Origin of the sequence: Hymenobacter sp. 15J16-1T3B (assembly GCF_020711235.1) — a bacterium.
Lineage (GTDB): Bacteria > Bacteroidota > Bacteroidia > Cytophagales > Hymenobacteraceae > Solirubrum.
In genome coordinates this window covers 139,617-158,447 of sequence record NZ_JAJFAV010000001.1, presented here as the reverse complement: position 1 = coordinate 158,447, position 18,831 = coordinate 139,617, and the positions used below count along the sequence as shown (strand labels likewise).

Annotated in this window: 11 protein-coding genes; 4 read left to right on the top strand and 7 right to left on the bottom strand. The window is 67.0% G+C overall.

What is annotated here, in order from left to right; all coding sequences use genetic code 11:
• Positions 1-68: 68 nt before the first annotated feature.
• Positions 69-1,457, top strand: coding sequence for an alpha/beta hydrolase family protein (locus LJ737_RS00690; protein ID WP_227761796.1), 1,389 nt, complete (start codon positions 69-71; stop codon positions 1,455-1,457).
• A gap of 76 nt (positions 1,458-1,533) precedes the next feature.
• Positions 1,534-2,163, top strand: a complete 630-nt coding sequence (locus LJ737_RS00685; RefSeq protein ID WP_227761794.1) for an OmpA family protein — start codon at positions 1,534-1,536, stop codon at positions 2,161-2,163.
• A 69-nt stretch (positions 2,164-2,232) separates the two neighbouring features.
• On the opposite strand, the gene LJ737_RS00680 is transcribed toward LJ737_RS00685, so the two are convergent.
• A complete protein-coding gene (locus tag LJ737_RS00680) occupies positions 2,233-3,132 on the bottom strand; it encodes a carboxypeptidase-like regulatory domain-containing protein (protein WP_227761793.1) in 900 nt (299 codons plus the stop codon).
• Positions 3,133-3,332: 200 nt separating this feature from the next.
• Here LJ737_RS00680 and LJ737_RS00675 point away from each other — a divergent pair, with 200 nt between their 5' ends.
• Both LJ737_RS00675 and feoB read left to right on the top strand, forming a co-directional pair.
• Positions 3,333-3,587, top strand: coding sequence for a FeoA family protein (locus LJ737_RS00675; RefSeq protein ID WP_227761790.1), 255 nt, complete (start codon positions 3,333-3,335; stop codon positions 3,585-3,587).
• A gap of 9 nt (positions 3,588-3,596) precedes the next feature.
• Positions 3,597-5,765: a ferrous iron transport protein B gene (gene feoB / locus LJ737_RS00670; RefSeq protein WP_227761782.1), complete on the top strand. Its 2,169-nt coding sequence runs from the start codon at positions 3,597-3,599 to the stop codon at positions 5,763-5,765.
• An 84-nt stretch (positions 5,766-5,849) separates the two neighbouring features.
• On the opposite strand, the gene LJ737_RS00665 is transcribed toward feoB, so the two are convergent.
• The 6 genes from LJ737_RS00665 to LJ737_RS00640 form a co-directional block, all read right to left on the bottom strand.
• Entirely contained in the window at positions 5,850-8,972 is a 3,123-nt protein-coding gene (locus LJ737_RS00665; RefSeq protein ID WP_227761780.1) for an SBBP repeat-containing protein, read from the bottom strand.
• Positions 8,973-9,125: 153 nt separating this feature from the next.
• Entirely contained in the window at positions 9,126-9,827 is a 702-nt protein-coding gene (locus LJ737_RS00660) for an SAM-dependent methyltransferase (protein ID WP_227761778.1), read from the bottom strand.
• A 77-nt stretch (positions 9,828-9,904) separates the two neighbouring features.
• Positions 9,905-10,681, bottom strand: coding sequence for an alpha/beta fold hydrolase (locus LJ737_RS00655; RefSeq protein ID WP_227761775.1), 777 nt, complete (start codon positions 10,679-10,681; stop codon positions 9,905-9,907).
• A gap of 99 nt (positions 10,682-10,780) precedes the next feature.
• Complete coding sequence (locus LJ737_RS00650) at positions 10,781-13,747, bottom strand: SBBP repeat-containing protein (protein ID WP_227761767.1); 2,967 nt, start codon at positions 13,745-13,747, stop codon at positions 10,781-10,783.
• An 84-nt stretch (positions 13,748-13,831) separates the two neighbouring features.
• A complete protein-coding gene (locus LJ737_RS00645) occupies positions 13,832-16,807 on the bottom strand; it encodes an SBBP repeat-containing protein (RefSeq protein WP_227761766.1) in 2,976 nt (991 codons plus the stop codon).
• A 48-nt stretch (positions 16,808-16,855) separates the two neighbouring features.
• Positions 16,856-18,799 carry a sensor histidine kinase gene (locus tag LJ737_RS00640; protein WP_227761764.1) on the bottom strand — a complete coding sequence of 648 codons (1,944 nt, stop codon included), beginning with the start codon at positions 18,797-18,799 and terminating at the stop codon, positions 16,856-16,858.
• Positions 18,800-18,831: the final 32 nt, after the last annotated feature.

The following is an 18,831-nucleotide window of genomic DNA, read 5'->3' as shown; positions in this document are numbered from 1 at the left end:
CGTACGCCGAAAAATCATCATTCGGCTCGACTAACCTTTTTTGCTCTGCCTACCTCCTCCACCTAGCCATGAAGCAACGCCTACTTTTCCTCGTCAAATGCCTCAGCTTGCTGCTGCTAACCTTAGGGTGGGTAGGGGCGCAGGCGGCCCCGGCCCTCGACGGGCTGTGGAAAGGGCCGCTCAAGGTGCCCGGCGGCCAGTGGGAAGTTATTTTCCGCGTGGTCACGCTCACCGGCGGCAAGTATTTTGCCACCCTCGACGTGCCCATGCAGAAAGTCGCCCGCATGAACGTGGACGTGCAGCTGCACGGCGACACGGTGGTGTTTGTGGCCGAAGAAGCCGCTAGCCAGTTTGTCGGCCGTTTGGCGGCTGATGGCAAGCACGTGGAAGGCACTTGGCAACAGCCCGGCCTGAAAGCCCCCATGACGCTGGAATACAGCACGCCGCCTGCCAGCACCGGCGCCAAAGTGCGCCTGACTCCGCCTTACCGCGAGGAGGAAGTCACCTTCACCAACATCCCGGTAGATCTGCGCATGGCTGGCATGTTCACCGTGCCGCCCGGCAAAGGTCCCTTCCCGGCCGTGGTGCTCGTATCCGATGCCGGCGCCCAGGACCGCGACGCCACCGTAGGCGACTACCGCCCCATGGGCGCACTGGCCGATTTCCTGACCCGCCGCGGCATTGCCGTGCTGCGCGTGGACGACCGTGGCGTGGGCCAGTCGGGCGGCACGCCGGCCACGGCCACCACCGCGGAGCTGGTCAGCGACGTGCAGGCGGCCCTGAACTTCCTGCGCGCCCGCCCCGAAGTCGACCTGGCGCACCTGGGCGTCATCGGCCACGGCGAAGGCGGCAACGTGGCCTTGCTCGCCGCCGCGCAGCCCCTGCCCCCGGCCTTCGTGGTGACGCTGGCCGCCCACGGCCTGCCCGGCCGCGACATCGTGGTGCAGCAGCAGGCCAACACGCTCCGCTCCCTGGGCACCGATCCGGCCCAGATCGAAGCGGCCACCAAGCGCCAGCAGGCCATGCTCGACATCATCCAGCAAACCCAAGACAACAACCAGGCGCAGGCCATCGTGGCCAACATGCTGCGGCAGAACAACGAAGCCATTGACCAGGCCACGGCCCAGGTCAGCGCCGCCGAACTGACCTCGCCGCGCTACCGGCACTTCCTCAGCTTCAATCCCACCGACAAGCTGACCGGCGTCAGCTGCCCGGTGCTGCTGCTGCACGGCACGGCCGATACCTACGCCGCCGTGGAACCCAATCTTACGCTGCTGGCCAAGGGGTTGAAAAACAACAAGAACGTGGTGAGCAAAAAGCTGCCGGGCGTCAACCACCTGTTCCAGTCCGACCCGGCCGAGTGGCCCATCGTGGCCGGGCAGCAGCGCGAGACGTTTTCGCCCCAGGCCCAGGAAATGATTCGCGAGTGGATCATCGGGCAGGCCAAGAAACAGTAGCCGGGAAAAACCTCAACGGAGGGAAGGAATGCTGCGTATGCCGCGGTATTCCTTCCCTCCCTTCTTTTTCCCAACCATGCACAAGCACCTACTGCTGCCCCTGGCAGCCCTCGCCCTGGCCCTCGGCGCCTGCGACGGACTCAACAAGCCCCAGACCAAGGACGAGCCCCAGGAGGCCACCCAAGACACCGCCGTGGTGTACCGCGACGGTAAATCGGCCGCCGATGCGGCTCAAGGCGCCGCCGGCTCCGTGGCCAATGCCGCCGACCGCTGGGACCTGAGCCCCGACCTGCCCTCGGTGCGCTACGACGAGGTAACGAGCAAAGACGTGACCGTGCGCGGCAACGAGCAGTACAGCGTGTACTCCGTCGACGAAGCCGTGTTTTTCGATACCGACAAGAGCGAGCTGAAGCCCACGGCCAAAACCACACTGGAGCAGATTACCGGCTCCATCGGCAAGCGGTTTGCCGATAAGCAGGTGCGCATCATGGGCTTCGCCGACGCCCGCGGCTCCAAGGACTACAACGAAGAATTGAGCGCCAAGCGGGCCGAGGCCGTGAAGAACTGGCTGGTGCAGAACGGCAAAATCGACGCGGGCCGCGTGAGCGTGGAGCCCATGGGCGAAGAAGCCCCCGCCGCCTCCAACGCCACGGCCGCCGGCCGCCAGCAGAACCGCCGCGTGGAAATCGTGGTGCGCAACAGCTAGCTGCCAACAACTCAACAAAAAAGGCCCGCACTGCTGCGGGCCTTTTTTGTGGGTACAAACGGGCGAGTCTTACTTGTAGACGTCTACCTCAGCTTTGATCATGGCGTTGTAGCGCAGACCCGAGCCGTTCGACATCGTAATCAGGCTCCAGCCCTTGCCCATGGAGTAGGTCCAGGTGCGGCTTTCCTTGAATTCGAAGGTCGGACGCATGATCTGGCCGTAGGGCGTGTAGTTGTCCATGAAGTTGGTGGTGTAGAACTTGTCGCCCGACACAATCCATTCCATGGCCACGAAGAATCCTTCGTCAGGCGCCGGAATGTTGTAGGGCGTCATGTCCACCGTGAACCAAGCGCCGCCGCCCGGGGCCGATACCACCACGTTTTCGGTGAGCAAGTCGGTGTTGGGGGCGTTGTAGTCGCCGTCGTTCTTGTAGATGCGCACGCGGAACGGCTCCTTCGGAAAGCCGTGCTCCCCGATGTAGAACGACACGGTGCGAATCATGCCCAGCTTTTTGCCCTTCTCGTTTTTCACAAAGAAAGCGTACTGGCTGCCCGGCATGCCTTGGATCATGCCTTCGCCGGGGTTGTTGTTCTTGGCGCCCATGTCCTTGGCCGATACCTTGCCGGCTTCCACCGTCACGTTTTTCAGCACGATGTTGCGCTTTTCCACCTCGATGATCAGGTCCTCGAGTTTGTCGGACTTTTTCACGGCCACGGCTTTGCGCAAATAGCCGAGCGCCTGCACGATCAGGGAGTCCTGCGTGGTTTTCTCGGGCTTGGCCATCTGGAAGAAGCCGTACTCGTTGGTGAGGGCACCGGTAGCTTCTTCCTTGAGGCCGATGGAGGCGAAAGGAATGGGCTCTTTGGTCTTGGAATCGACCACGCGGCCGGTGATGCGGTTATCCTGCGCACTTGCCAACTGCGGGAGCAACCAACCTAGCGCAACGAAGAAAAGTAAGCGTCTGAGCATAAGCGTTGGATTATACCCCAAAAATACAAGCCACCGGGCCTTGGATTGCAAGTCCGCTAAGAATATTTATAAGAGTGCAATTCCGCAAAGCCTAAGTGCTACCGGCCCGTAATTCAGACCTGGGCAATTCTTCGGCTTTTGGCAGAAACCTTTGCGGGTGCTACCTTTGTTTATAGCTTGTCTAAATAACCCAGCCGCCCGTGCCCGCTACAGCTGCCCCCACCACCACGCGCCGCAGTGTGAAGGATCTGCGCCTCGGCGAAACCGGCACCATTTGCTGCCTCAACGACGCCGAAATGGCGCTGAAGCTGTTAGAAATGGGTTGCATCCCCGGCACCCGCGTCACGCTCAGTGGCCGCGCCCCGCTGGGCTGCCCCATCACCTTGCACGTGGACGGGGAGTACACGTTGTCGCTGCGCGTGAGCGAAGCGGCCACGATCATGCTGAAAGATTAACCGGAGCGAATGGCGCGTGCGGCAGTGATTGAGAAGCCCCAGACCCTGGGGCAGGAAGTGACGACGGGTAACGCCACCGGCCGCCACACGCGCATTGCGCTGATCGGCAACCCCAACTCGGGCAAGTCCTCGCTGTTCAACCAGCTCACGGGCCTCAACCAGAAGGTGGGCAACTTTCCCGGCGTGACGGTGGACCGCAAAACCGGCTCCGCCCAACTCACGCCCCAGCACCGGGCCGACATCATCGACCTGCCCGGCACCTACTCGCTGTACCCCAAAAGCCTCGACGAGAAGGTCATCACCGACCTGCTCTACGACCAGGCCGCCAGCGAGTACCCCGACTTCGTGGTTGTCACGGCCGACGCTTCCAACCTGAAGCGCAACCTGCTGCTGTTCACGCAGCTGGCCGACTTGCAGCTGCCCATGGTGCTGGCCCTCAACATGATGGACACGGCCGAGCAGCACGGCATCCAGATCGACGTGGAGGAACTGCAACGGCAGCTGGGCGTGCCCATCATTCCGATGAATGCCCGCAAGGGCGTGGGCGTGACGGCCCTCAAGATTGTGATGGCGCAGGAGCTGGGCCCGCCGACGCAAACCTTCTACGAGCCCACCGAAGAGCTGCTGCCGATGATCCGGCAGATCCGCTACTACTTCAACCTGCACAACGACTACCTGGCGCTGCACTACGCCCACCAGGGCGACCGGCTGCGCTTTCTCTCCGCCGACGACCGGGCCTATCTGGCCGAGCTGCGCGAGAAATACCACTTCGACTCCATCGCGCTGCAGGCCCAGGAAACCATCGACCGGTACGCCCGCATTTCGGAGCTGCTGCTCGACGTGGTGCGCGTGACCCGGGCCGAGCGCAACGAGTCGACCAGCAACAAGCTCGACCGGGTGCTCACCCACAAGGTGTGGGGCTACCTGATTTTCCTGAGCATTCTGTTTCTGCTCTTCCAGGCCATTTTCTCCTGGGCCGCTTACCCCATGGACCTCATCGACCAGGGCGTGGCCTGGCTGGGCGGGCAGGTGAAAAACCTCGGCAAGGGGCCGCTCATCGACCTGCTCTCCGACGGTATCATTGCCGGCCTGGGCGGGGTGCTGATGTTCATTCCGCAGATTGCGCTGCTTTTCGCCTTCATTGCCGTGCTCGAAGAGTCGGGCTACATGGCACGCGTGACCTTCCTGATGGACAAGATCATGCGCAAGTTCGGGCTGAATGGCAAGAGCGTGGTGCCGCTGATTTCGGGCATGGCCTGCGCCGTGCCGGCCATCATGAGCACGCGCACCATCGAGAGCTGGAAGGACCGCATCATCACCATTTTCGTGGTGCCGCTGATGTCGTGCTCGGCGCGCATTCCGGTGTACACGGTGCTGGTGGCCCTGGTGGTGCCCGACGAGAAAGTGCTGGGCATCTTCAACCTGCAGGGCGTGGTGCTCATGGGCCTGTACCTGCTGGGCTTCGTGTCGGCGGTACTCTCGGCCTGGGCCCTGAAGACGCTGCTGCGGGCCAAAGAGCGCAGCTTCTTCATCATGGAATTCCCGGTGTACCGCTGGCCGCGCTGGAAAAACGTGGGCCTTACCATCGTGGAGAAGGTGAAAGCCTTTGTGTTTCAAGCCGGTAAGGTCATCGTGGCCATTTCGGTGCTGCTGTGGGTGCTGGCCTCCTACGGCCCTGGCACTGCCTTGGACCGCGCCACCCAGCAGGCCCAAACCGAGGCCGCCCGGCAGCAGCTCACGCCCGAGCAGACCGAGAACTTGGTGGCGTCCTACAAGCTCGAAAACTCCTACGCCGGCGTGTTCGGCCGCAGCATCGAGCCGGTGGTGCGGCCCCTGGGTTTCGACTGGAAGGTGAGCATTGCGCTGCTGACCTCGTTTGCCGCCCGGGAGGTGTTCGTGGGCACCATGTCGACCATCTACAGCGTGGGGCAGGACGCGGACATGAGCACCGTGCAGGACAAGCTGCGCGCCGAGAAGGACGAACACGGCCAGCCATTCTTTACGCCGGCCCGGGCCGCTTCGCTGCTGGTGTTCTACGTGTTTGCCATGCAGTGCGTGAGCACCCTGGCTACCACCTACCGCGAAACCAAGGGCTGGACCTGGCCTGTGCTGCAGCTGGTGTACATGAGCGGCCTAGCCTATGTGCTGTCCCTGCTGACCTACCAGCTGCTGAAGTAGCCACTACCCACCTACTGGATATAAACAAGCAGCCCCGGCGCCTTGAGTGGTGCCGGGGCTGCTTGTTGCTGGAGCGGTACGGATCTAGTGCCGCGTAACCGGCACCACCCCGTGGTAGCTGGCGGCGTCGATGCTGAGGAAGTACAGGCCCGCGGGCAGCGCGGCCACCGGAACCGATACTTCGCGGCTGGCCGGCACGCTGACGCGCTGCTGCCGAACGGTGCGGCCCAGGGCGTCGCGCAGGGTGAGCGTAGCCGCGGCCACGGGCGCGTCGATGCGCAGGGTGAGCTGGTCGGCAAAGGGGTTGGGATAGGCCGTAATCTGCCCATCGGCCGAGCTGCGCGGCTGAGCCGCGGTAACGAAGCCGCCGAGCTTGGCCACGAAGCCGTTGTCGTAGTCTAGGCTGCTGGTCGTGGGAATGCTGCCGAAGGTGGCCCCGGTGCCCACGTAGCCAGCGACATAGACGCCGCCGGCGGGGTCCGTGACCAGGCCGAAAGCGCCGTCGTAACCGGTGCTGCCGGCTTTTACCGCGCCCAACCACTGCCCGTTGGCCGCGGCGAGCTTGGCTACGAATAAGTCGGAGGAGGGGTCATCCAGCGGGTTCACGTACGAATTGGCCAGGCTGGTGCTGCCGAAGCTGGCAGTCGGCCCGAAGAAGGTGCCGCCCACATACACACCGCCGGCACCATCGGTGGCCAGCGCGTAGCCGTAGTCGTCGCCGGCGCCACCGGCCTTGACGGCCCACTGCCAGCTGGCCACGCCGCTCGGCACCCGGGCCACGAACACGTCGCTGCTATCGGTGCTGGTGGAGGCGAGGGAGATGGTACCAAACGTGGCCGTGGGGCCGTGGAAGCTGCCGGCGAGGTAGAGGTTGCCGGCCGCATCGAAGGCCATGCGCCCACCGAAGTCGTCGTGGCGGCCGCCGGCGCGCAGGGCCCATTGCCACTGCCCGGCCGGGCTCAACTGGGCCAGGAAGATGTCGCCCTCGCCGCTGCTGGTCAGGGTGGTGGAACCAAAGGCCACCCCAGCACCGCTAAAGCTGCCGGTCAGGTAGAGGTTGCCGGCCGCGTCGAGGGCCATGCTGGTGGCTTCGTCGCGGCTGGCCCCGCCAACCTGGGTGGCCCACTGCCACGCCCCGGTGCTGCCGTCGAGGCGGGCGACGAAGGCGTTGTAGGAGGAGGTGTTGTTGGACAGCGTGGTGCTGCCGAAGGCGAGCGAGCTGCTGTTGCTGCTACCGCAAACGTAGACCCGGCCCGCGGCGTCGACCACAACGTGGTTGCTGTAATCCGTGTCGGTGCCGCCCCCTTTGCTGACCCACTGCCACTGGCCGCTGGCGTTAAGCTTGCCCACGAACACGTCGTCGGTGGCGTAGCTGCCGCGGGTATTGTCGTTGTTGGTGAGCGAGAAGCTACCGAACTGCGCGCTAAGGCTGCTAAAGCTGCCGCTCACGTACACGTTGCCGGCCGCGTCGAGCGTCAGCGCGGAGCTGTACTCGCCGTCTTCGCCGCCGCCTTGCGCCGCCCATTGCCACTGCCCAGTGGCGTCCAGCTTGCCGACGAAGAAGTCGTCCGCGCCGTTGCTGACCAGCGTAGTGGCGCCGAAGCTCACCGTGCCGCTGAAGTTGCCCACCACGTACAGGTTCCCGCTCGCGTCGCGGGCCACGCCGTTGGTGAAGTAGCCGCTGCTGCCCACGTTGGAGGCGGCCCATTGCCAGGCACCGGCCGCGTTGAGCTTGGCCACCAGGATGTTGCTACCGTAGCCGTTGCTGGGCAATACGCTGCTGCCCGCGGTAAGCCGGGAGCTGTAGAAGTCGCCCGAAATGAAGACGTTGCCGCTGGCGTCGAGTGCTACGTCGCTGGCGTCTTCGCCGCGCGTGCCGGTGGCGTTGGTAGCCCAGAGCCACTGGCCGGCGGCGCTGAGCTTGGCCACGTACAGGTCCGATTCGGTAGAGGAGGCACTGGCCGGTTGGGGCGTCGAGTTGGTCAGGGTCAGGGTGCCAAACGTGGCGGTGGGGCTGTGGAAGGAGCCGGCCACAAAGGCGTTGCCGGTGGCATCGACAGCAATGCTCTGGGCCATGTCGTCGGCCGTGCCGCCGGCCTTGCTGGCCCACTGCCACTGGCCGCTGGCGTTGAGCTTGGCCACGTAGACCTCGGAGAAGGAGGAGAGGGAGGCGCCGGTGGTAACCGTCGCCGCGCCAAAGGTGAGCGTACCGCTGAAATTACCGGCCGCATACACGTTGCCGGCCGCATCGGCTGCCAGGCTCACGCCGTAGCCGTAGCCCGTGCCACCGGATTTGCTGGCCCACTGCCAAGTACCCGATGCCGCCGTCAGCTTGGCCACGAACAGGTTGGAGTAGCCGCTGCCCGTCAGCGAATAAGTCCCAAAAACGGCGGGGTTGCTGGCGTAAGTACCGATGATGTAGACCCCGCCGTTGCCGTCCACGGCCAGCCCGCTGGCTTGGTCCGTGTTGGCGCCGCCGGCCTTGCTGGCCCACTGCCACTGGCCACTGGCGTTCAGCTTGGCCACGAAGATGTTGTAGTTGTAGGGGCCGGGCTGGGCCACGCTGTTGAGGAGCGTGGTGTTGCCGAACGTGGCGCTGGCGCTGGCGAAGTGGCCCGTTACGTACACGTCGCCGGCCGCGTCCAGGGCCAGATCGACGCCCAAGTCGGCATCGGGGCCGCCGGCTTTCACGGCCCATTGCCACTGGCCGGTGCCGTTGAGCTTGGCCACAAACACGTCGGGCGAGGGGTACTGGCTGGGGTCGTTGTTGGTGAGGGTAGTGCTGCCAAACGTGGCGGTGCGCCGCTCACCGCCGAAGGTGCCGGTCAGATACGCGTTGCCCGCCGCATCGAGGGCCAGCCCCGTCGGCGAAGCGCCGGCTACTTTAATGGCCCACTGGTACTGCCCGCTGGGGTTCAGCTTAGCCACAAACATATTGCTGTGGTCCGGGCTGGTCAGGCTGATGCTGCCCAGGGAAATGGACTGTTGGAAGTAGCCCGTCACGTACACGTTGCCGGCCGCGTCGGTGGCGGTGCTGTTGGTAAACGAGCCGCTGCTGCTGGGCCGGGCAGCGGCTTGGCTGACCCACTGCCAGCTCTGCGCGTGGGCGCTAAACCCGAGCAGATAGAGCGCGACGAGCAGCACGGCCCGCGAGGCCAGTCGCGAGGAAGCGCCGGGCGCGAAAAAAGAAGGTAAAGGTGTGGGCATAAGCCAATCGGAAGTGAATATGAAAGACAAAAATAAGGAGCCGCGGATAGTACTGGATAGGGAATGGCCTATAAATAATTCGGCTCCGGGTAGAATTCCGGAGCCGCTTGGTACTACCCGTGGTGAAACCGGCCGAAGCCAGCCGCGGCGCGACTACGCCCCGAGCAGAAACACCGCGGGCTGCTTGTGTATGTCGGGCAGGCCGTGCTTTTTCCAGCCGGCCACCGTGTCGGTGCGCAGGTACTCGTTGGGGGCCGTCAGGTTGGCGGCAATGCAGAGGCGGGTGTTGGGCTGCAGGGCGGCCAGCACGTCTTCCAGCAGCTGCCCGTTGCGGTAGGGCGTCTCGATGAACAGCTGCGTCTGCTGCGCGGCCTGCCGCTCCAGCTGCTTGAGGGCGGCTGTGCGCTTGGCCCGCTCGATGGGCAAGTAGCCGTGGAAGGCAAAGCTCTGCCCGTTCATGCCCGAGCCCATCAGCGCCAGCAGCAGCGAGGAGGGCCCCACCAGCGGCACCACCCGAATGCCCACGCGGTGCGCCTCCCGGGCCAGCAGGGCGCCGGGGTCGGCAATGCCCGGGCAGCCGGCTTCCGACAGCACTCCGGCGTCGAGGTCGTCCTTGAGCATGACCTGCAGCGCGGCCTTTACCTGCGCGTCCGTCGAGTCCTTGTCGATGACCGAAATCCGCAGCTCTTCGATAACCTGCGCCGGGGCCACCTGCTTGATGAAGCGCCGGGCCGTGCGGGCGTTTTCGACCAGAAAATAGCGCAGCGCTGCCACTTGCGCCGGCACCTGCGGGGGCAGCACCTGCGCGGCCGTGTCGTCGGCCAGCACCGTGGGAATGAGGTAGAGCGTAGGCAAGGGAACGTGGCTGGATTGGTGAAGAGGTAGCGGGCGGCTCGTTCGATGAAGCGGCCGAATGAACAGGGAATCAGCCGTTAGCTATTGACGAAGGCCGTCACCAGCTCGAACATTTCCTGGGGCTTTTCGGCGTGCACCCAGTGGCCGGCGTCGACGATGGTTTCCACCTGCGAATTCGGGAACAGGGCCGGGATGCCGTGCAGCTTGTCCTCGGTGGTCACGTAGTCCGACTTGCCGCCGCGGATAAACAGGGCCGGCTTCAGAAATGGCTCGGCGGCGGTAATTTCTTCGCCCACGGCCGCCAGGCCCGCCGTGAGCACCGGCAGGTTGATGCGCCAGGCGAAGGTGTTGTCCTCGCGGCGGTAGAGGTTTTTGAGCAGAAACTGCCGCACGCCCACCGAGTGAATGTGCCGGGCCAGGGCCGCGTCGGCCTGCTGCCGGTCCTGAATGGTGCTGAAATCAACCGCGTTCAGGCCCTCCACGATGTCGTCTTGGTGCTCCATGTCGGAGAAGCGCGGAGCAATGTCGACCACGATGAGCTTGCCCAGGCGCGCGGGGTGGTCGAGGGCGAAGCGCATGGCTACTTTGCCGCCCATGCTGTGGCCCATCAGGGTGGTGTCGGCCGGAAGCTGGAGCTGGTCGAAGAGGCCGCGCAGGTCCTCGGCCATGACGGCGTAGGTGTGCTCGGGCGCGTGCGGGGAGCGGCCGTGGTTGCGCAAGTCCACCAGGATGACGCGGAAGTGCTCGGCCCACTGCCGGGCCAGCGTCTGCCAGTTGTCGAGGGTGCCGAACAGGCCGTGCAGGATAACCAGCGGCCGGCCCTGGCCTTGTTCGCGAAAGTTCAGCTGTACCATAACGCGGGCAAAGGTCGGAAACGCCGGCTAAACGCAGTCGGGCCCGCCGCAGCGGGTACTGCGGCGGGCCCGGAACAAGTTGAGGCGGCTGGGGCGGTGCTACCGGCGCACCACTTTCAGCACCTGCTGCTGCGCGCCCTGGCGCACGGTGAGCAGGTACACGCCCGCGGGCCAAGCGGCCGCTTCGGGCAGCACCACGGTTTGGCCCGCCCCTGCCACCACGCGGCGCTGCAGCCGCACGCGGCCCAGCGCATCGGTCAGGCGCAACTCGGTCGGCCCGCCCTGCGGCAGCTGCACGGCCAGCGTCTGGCCGAACGGGTTGGGGTAGGCCTCGGCCAGCTGGGCGCGGCCCGCGGCGGCCCTGGTGGCCGTCACGGTGGTCGACACCCGGGCCAGGAAGCCGGTGTCGTTGTAGCCCAAGCCGCCGTCGAGCGTGGTGGCGCCGAGCGTGAGCGGGCCGTAGCTGTAGGTGCCGGCCACGTAGGCGTTGCCGTTGCCGTCGACGGCCACGCCGTACCCGACGCTGCTGCCCGTGCCGCCGCCGCGCGTAGCCCACTGCCACTGGCCTGCTCCATCGATTTTGGCCACGTACATATCGGCGTATAAGCCGCTGCTGGGTAGCACGTGGTTGCCAAAATCGAGGCTGCGGCCCCGGTAGCGGCCCGTCACGTAGGCGTTGCCGCCGGCGTCGACGGCCAGGCCGTTCAGGTCGTGGGAGCCGGTGGTGCCGGCCTTGCTGACCCATTGCCACTGCCCCCCGGTGCTGAGCCGGGCCACGAACAGGTCGCTGCTGTCGGCCGAGGCCAGCGTGAAGCTACCGAACGTGGCGCTGCGGCTGCTGAAGGAACCGGCCACGAACAGGTTGCCGGCTGCATCGAGGCCCAGGGCCGTGGCCCCGTCGCCGCCGCCGCCGCCGGCCGACTGGCTCCACTGCCAGATGCCGTTGGCGTTGAGCTTGCCGACGAAGGCGTTGTTGTAGCCGCGGTTGGTGAGCGTCTGGCTGTCCAGCGTCAGCGTCGGGCTGCCGAAGTAGCCCCCGACGTAGGTATTGCCCGCCGCGTCCAGGCAGGTGCTCAGGGCGTAGTCGGAGAGGGGGCCGCCGACCTGCCGCACCCAGAGCCACTGGCCGCTGCTGCTGAGCCGGGCCACAAAACCATCGGAAGCGCCCAGGGTATTCAGGCTGAAAGTGCCGAACACGGTGCTGTTGCCGCTGAGGTAGCCTGCCACGCTCAGGTTGCCGGCGGCGTCGGCGGCAATGCCGGTGGCGGAGTCGAACCCGTTGCCGCCGGCTTTCACGGCCCACTGCCACTGGCCCGCGCCGTTGAGCTTGGCTACGAACACGTCGTTGCCGCCCGAGTTGCCCAGCGCGGTGGTGCCCACGAACATGCTCTGGCTGTTGAACTGCCCCGCCACGTACACGTTGCCGGCCGCGTCCACGGCTACGCCGTGCGCCTCTTCGGCGCCGCTGCCCCCGAGGCGCACGACCCAGAGCCACTGCCCGGTGGGGTCCATTTTGGCCACGTAGGCGTCGTACTGCCCGCCGGAAGTGAGCGTGGTACTGCCGAAGGCGCAGGTGCCCAGGAACGCGCCGACCACGTACGCATTGCCGCTGGCGTCGGTGGCCGTGGCGAAGGTTTGCTTGACGCTGCCGCTGTTGTTGACCAGGGCCCACTGCCACTGCCCGCTGCCGCTGAGCTGGGCCAGGTAAACGCTGAAACTGCTGCTGCCGCTGAGCACAGTGCTGCCCAGGGTCATGTCGCTCACGTAGGCGCCGCTCACGAACATATTGCCGCTGGCATCCAGGCCCAGCCCGGTGGTGATGCCGGTGCCGGCATTGGTGGCCCAGAGCCACTGGCCGCCGCTGCTAAGCCGGGCCACGAAATTGCCGCCCGCGGTGTTGCTGAGCGTGGTGCTGCCCAGCGTAACGCCAGTGCTGGCGAAGGTGCCCGCCACGTACACGGTGCCGGCCGCGTCGGTCCGCACGGCAGCTGGCTTGTCGCTTTCGTTGCCGCCGGCCTTCACGGCCCATTGCCACTGGCCGGCGGCGCTGAGCTTGGCCACGAACAGGTCGGTGCCGCCGCTGTTGCCAAAGGTGGAGCTGCCCACTACCAGGCTGCTCCCGTTAAAACTGCCCGCGAGGTAGAAATTGCCGTTGGCATCGGCCGTCAGCGCATCCGGGTATTCCGAGAGGCTGCCGCTGACCTTGTTGACCCACTGCCACTGGCCGGCGGCGCTGAGCTTGGCCACGAACAAGTCGGAATCGGGGGCGCCGGCCGTGGTTAGCGTGCTGGTGCCCAGCGTCAGCGTCGGGCTGTTGAACGTGCCCGCCACCACCACGCCGCCCGCCGGGTCGGCTGCCAGCGCCGAGCCCACGTCGTAGCCTGTGCCGCTGCCTTGCACGGCCCAGAGCCACTGCCCGCTGGGGCTGAGCTTGGCCACGTAGGGCTCGGGGTTGGGGCTGACCCCGGTGAGCGTGGTGGCGCCGAAGGTGGCGGTGCCCGTGAAGAATGCTCCCGTAACGTAAGCGCTGCCAGCCGCATCCACCGCCAGCCGCATGGCACTTAGGGCGCCCGTACCGGTATTCTGCGCGGCCCAGAGCCACTGGCCCGCGCTGTTGAGCTTGGCTACGAAAGCCGTCGACGGGTACGAGGCCGTGCTGGTGCTGGTGAGGGTGGTGCTACCGACGGTGGCGCTTGGCCCCGTGAAACTGCCGGTCACGTACACGTTGCCGGCCGCATCCACGGCAATATCCTGCCCGCTGGCGACGGACGCCTGCGCGGCCCAAAGCCACTGCCCGCTCGGGCTGGCTTTGGCCACGAAGAGCGCGCCGAAGCGGTCTAGGCTGCTCAGGGTAGTCGTACCGAACACCACCGTGCCGACGAAGTAGCCCGTCAGGTAGGAGTTGCCGGCGGCGTCGGTAGTGGAGCGTTGGCTGTAGGTCGAGCCGTTGGCGGCCGAGGCGCCGATGGCGCGGCTCCAGTCCCAGGTTTGGGCCTGCAGCGGGGCCGCGGCCAGCAGCATCAGCAGCGAGAGGCTGTGCAGCAGAAAAAATAACGAACGAGTCATAAAGCAGGAAAAAGAGCCGTGGCTGCCGTCCGCGGCGCCTGACGCCGGTTTGCGGGGGAGCGGATAAGCAGCTGGCAGAATGAATTATTGGCGCACCACTTTCAGCACTTGCTGCTGCGCGCCCTGGCGCACCGTGAGCAGGTACACGCCGGCGGGCCAGGCGGCCGCTTCGGGCAGTGTCAGGGTCTGGCCCACCCCCGCCGCTACCGTGCGCTGCAGGCGCACGCGGCCCAGCGCGTCGCGCGCAATCAGTTCCAGCGGAGCCGACTGCGCCCGCGCGAGGCGCACGGTGAGCGGCTCGGTGCCGGGCGACGGATACGCCGTGGCCCAGCCCGGAACCGCCTCGGCGCCGCGGGTGGCCAGCGGCGTATCCAGCAGCTTGGCTAGGAAAGAGCCCGTGAAGGTTGTCGGCCCGTTGCTCAGCACCGAGGGCCCGAACGTGGCCGTGGGCGTGGTGAAGTTGCCGGCCACGTACAGCGCGCCGCCGTGCTGGGTCAGCGCCGTTGCGCCGGCGCCCGGCACCGGCTGCGCCCAGCTCCATTGGCCCGCCGGGGTAGCTTTGGCCACGAAGCCGTAGGTGCCGCCCGCGTGGTAGAGCGTAGTCGAGCCGAAACGGGCGCGGTTGCTGCCGTAACCGCCGGCGACAATGGCATTGCCGGCGGCGTCCACCACCAGGCCGTTCAGGCGCTCCACGCCGGTGGCCCCGGCGCCCAGGCCCCATTGCCACTGCCCGTTGCTCAGCTTGGCCACGAACACGTTGGCGCTGTCGCCCGAGGGCAGCGGGCCGTTGCCGAAATTGGGCGTGCCGTAGTAGGTACCGGCCACGTACAGGTTGCCGCTGCCGTCGAAGGCGAGGTTGGAGCCGGTGCAGCTGGCCTGGTGGGCGCCCCACTGCCACTGCCCGCTGCCGTTGAGCTTGGCCACGAAGGTGCTGTAGCCCGTCCCGGTGAGCGGGCCCACGGTGCCGAGGGCCAGGCTTGAGCTGCTGAAGTCGCCGGTCACGTAGGTGTTGCCGCTGGCGTCGAGCGTCACGCCGTAGCCCACGTCGCGGGCCGAGCCGACGCCCTGCACGGCCCACAGCCATTGGCCCGTCGGCGAGAGGCGGGCCGCGTACAGTTCCGGGTTGTAGATGCCGTCGGGGTTGCTGAGCGTGGTGCTGCCGAAGGCCACGCTGGCGCTGGCAAAGCCGCCGGTGATGCTGGCGTTGCCGCTGGCGTCGACGGCCAGGCCCGGGCACAGCTCATCGGCGGCCCCGCCGAACCGCACGGCCCATTGCCATTGCCCGCCGGCGCTGAGCTTGGCCACGAAGCCATCGGTGTCGAGGTAGTTGCCGCCGGCCGAGCTGAGCGTGGTGCTGCCGAACTGGGCGTCGGGGCTGGCAAAGTCGCCGGCCACGTAGGCGTTGCCGGCCGCGTCCAGGCCCAGGGCGTTGATCTGGTCGAGGCGGCTGCCGCCGGCCTGCGCGGCCCAGAGGTACTGCCCGGCGGCGTCGAGCTTGGCCACGAAGCAGTCTTTGCCGGCGCTGGTCAGCGTGGTGCTGCCCAGCGTCAGCCGGCCGTTAAACCAGCCCGCCACGTAGCGGTTGCCGGCGGCGTCGAAGGCCACGGCGGTAATTTGCTTGCGCACGCCGCTGCTGGTGCCGCGCGCCAGCTGCCACTGGCCCGCGGCGCTGAGTTGGGCCACGAACACGTCGTAGTCGCTGCCGTTGGCCAGGGCGGTGCTGCCGAAGGTAACGGGCGCTTGCCAGTAGGTGCCGGTCAGCACCGCCGTGTTGCCCAGCAGGCCAATGCCGGCCGCGCCGACGCCGCCGGTGCTGGGCGGCCGCACGGCCCAGAGCCACTGCCCGGCGCTGCTCAGCTTGGCCACAAACATGCGGCCCATCGTGCGGAACTCGGGGCCCGGGTCGATGGCAGTGGCGCCAAACGTGGAGGCCGCGCCGTAGAGCCGGCCGGTCAGGTACACCGCGCCGGTGGCATCGGCCGCCAGGCGGTGGCCCGCCGCCTCCGACGTACTGCTGCCCCCCGAGCATTGGGCCCAGGTCCACTGCCCGCTGCCGTTGAGTTTGGCCACGAAGGCGCTTTGGTAAGTCGAGGTTGGCAGCGTGATGGTGCCGAACGTGGCGGCGTACCGGATGGAGCCGCTCAGGTAAATGCCGCCGCTGCCGTCCAGGGCTACGTCGGCCACGTTCGTGTCGCCGCTGTTGCCTGTGGCCCAGAGCCACTGGCCGGTGGGGCTAAGCTTGGCCACGTAGGCTTTCGTGATGTACTGCTGCGAGCTGGTGAGCGTGTAGCTGCCAAAGCTGGCGTTCAGGCCGTAGTAGGTGCCGGCCACGTAGGTGTTGCCCGTCGCGTCCACGGCTAGGGCTTGGTGGACGCCTCCCGAGGTCTGCGCCCACTGCCACTGACCCGCGGTGCTCAGCTGCGCCACAAAAGCCGTGTAGGCGGGCACCGTGACGGTGCCAAGGCTAGCGGGCCCGCTCGACGTGCCGCCCGCTATGTAGACCGTCCCCGCGGCGGCGTCGACGGCCACGCCCCGGACGGCCACGGCGCCGGTGCCCCGAATTTGGGTGGCCCAGAGCCACTGGCCGCTGGGGCTGAGCTTGGCCACGAAGCCCTCGTTGTCGTAGGCGGTGGGGGTGGTCAGCACGATGCTGCCGAAGGTGGCGCTGGTGGCCGAAAAGCTGCCGGCAATGTACACGTTGCCAGCTGCGTCGGCCCCAATGGCGGTGGCGTCCAGCCCGTTGCCCACGCCCCCGCCGCGCACGGCCCAGAGGTAGGCGCCGCCCGGACTGATTTTGGCCACGAACACGTCGTTGGCGGGGCTGCTAAGTAGCTGCCCGCCAAAATCCACGGTGCCGGAAAAGGTGCCGGTCAGGTAGGTGTTGCCGGCGGCATCCAGCACGCTGTGATTGGCCAGGGCGTAGCCGTTGTGCAGGGCACTGCCTACGGTCAGCGCCTGGTCCCAGGCCTGGGCGCGCGCTTGGCCCGTGCCCAGCAAGAAAACGAAGAGAAGCAGCCAGCAAGCGGGGCTGCGCCGATAGCGGAGTAGCGTTGTAATCATAAGCGCAACAAGGCAATTGATCCGGGACAGATTGCCCCGATGCCAAAGCTACGCCGAGGTAACAATATGTTGGACTGGGGCCGGGGCCGGCTGCTTGGCCAGCGGCAACGAAAACGTGACGGTGGTGCCCAGCCCGGGCCTGCTGCTGATCTGCAAGCGGCCGCCTTGCCGCTGCACGAAGGCCTGGCACAGGGGCCAGCCCAGGCCGGTGCCGGAGCGGGCGTGGCCGTTGGGGCGGCGGGCCGGCTCTTGCTCGGGGTGCAGCAGGGCCTGCACCTGCTCGGGGCTCATGCCCGAGCCCGTGTCCGTTACCTGCACCAGCACCTCGTCGGTGGTGGGGGCGCGCACGGCGCTGAGGTGGATGCTGCCGCCGCGGGGCGTGAAGCGCAGGGCGTTGCCGAGCAGGTTGCGCAAGACCGTGCCGCTCATGTGCGCGTCGGCCCAGGCGGCCAAGCCTTCGGGGGCGGTGGTGCTGAGGGTAATCTGCCGGGCCTCGGCAGCGCTCTGGTGCAGCTCGGTGGCCTGCAGCAGCAGCTCGTCGAGCGGCAGCACGGCCGGCTCGTAGGCCAGTTCCCCGGTTTGCGTCACGGCCCAGTTCAGCAGGTTGTCGAGCAAGCCGTTGAGGTGCTGGGCCGACTGCCGCACCTGCGTGGGCAAGCGGCGCAGGCCTTCCTCGTCGCCGGTGCGCAGGTAGAAGTCAATCAGCTCCGTCACCCCCACAAACGAGGTGACCGGCCCGCGCAGGTCGTGGGCCACGATGGAGTAAAGCCGGTCCTTGCTGGCGGCTAAGCGGCGGGTGTCGGCGTTGGCCTGCTCCAGAGCGGCGTGGTGCCGGGCCAGGGCCTGCCGGCTGCGGCGCAGCTTCCACGTCAGCGCCCCCACGCCGGCCAGGCCCAACAGCAGCGTGGCCACCACGGCCCAGAGCACGCGGTTGCGCAGTTGCTGCAACTGGCCGCGCTGGGTAAGCAGGCGAATCTGGTTTTCCTTGGCGCGGGTTTCGTAGCGCGTTTGCAGGGCCGAAAGAGTGTTCAGCCGGGCCTGGCTGTTGAGCGTATCGTTCAGGGCCACGTAGAGCTGGCGCCAGCCGTAGGCCTGCTCGTAGTCCTGGCGCACTTCGTTGACCCCGGCCATGATGTCGTATGCGTCGAGCACGCGCTCGGGGAAGCTGATGCGGCGGGCCAGGGCCAGGGCGCGCCGGGCCAGCTCTTCGGCTTCGTCGGTTTGCTCGCGCAGCAGCAGCACCGTGGCCAGCATGGTCAGCTGGCTGGCCTCCACGCGCTGGTTACGGGCGGTTTCGGCCAGAGTCAAGGCTTTGCGGAGCAGGCCCTCGGCTACGTCGAGGCGCTCCTGGCGCAGGTAGTAGGTGCCCAGGTGCCCCACGTACACCGATTCGCCGCTCAGGTCGCCGTGCTGGTGGGCCAGCTGCATGGCGCGGCGGGTGTACAGCAGCCCATCGGCGGTGTGGCCCATGTAAAAGGAGAGGCCGCCGAGGTTGCCGAGCAGCATGAGCTGGGTGCGCACGCTCACACCCGGCTCGCGCAGGTGCTCCAAGCCCAGGCGGTAGTTGCGCAGGGCGCTGGTCGTGTCGCCGCGTTCGTGGTGAATGCCGCCCATGCCCGCGTAGCTGCGCACGATGCCGTCGGCGTGGTGCAGCTGCTGGGCCAGCGTGAGGGCCTGTTGCTGCAGCTGCAGAGCGTGCGGGCCGTCGGAGAGGTTGGCGTAGCAACTGCCCAGGTAGAGCAGGCTGTAGAGCAGGCCGGGCTGGTCGTGCAGACGGCGCGCCAGCGTTACGGCTTCCTCCCCGTAAGGCAGGGCGCGGGTGGGGGCCACATCGTGCAGGCCGTAGCAGAGCTGGTTGAGGGTCCGCACCCGGCTGGTGTCGGCGGGGAGCACGCGCAGGCGCTGCCGTAGCCCGGGCAGGGCTAACGTGTCTTGGGCGCGCGCGGGCAGCACGCTCCCAAGCAGGAGCAACCAGAGCGGAATCCACCGCATGCGGGGCAACAGGTGTGTAGGTAAGCGGAGCA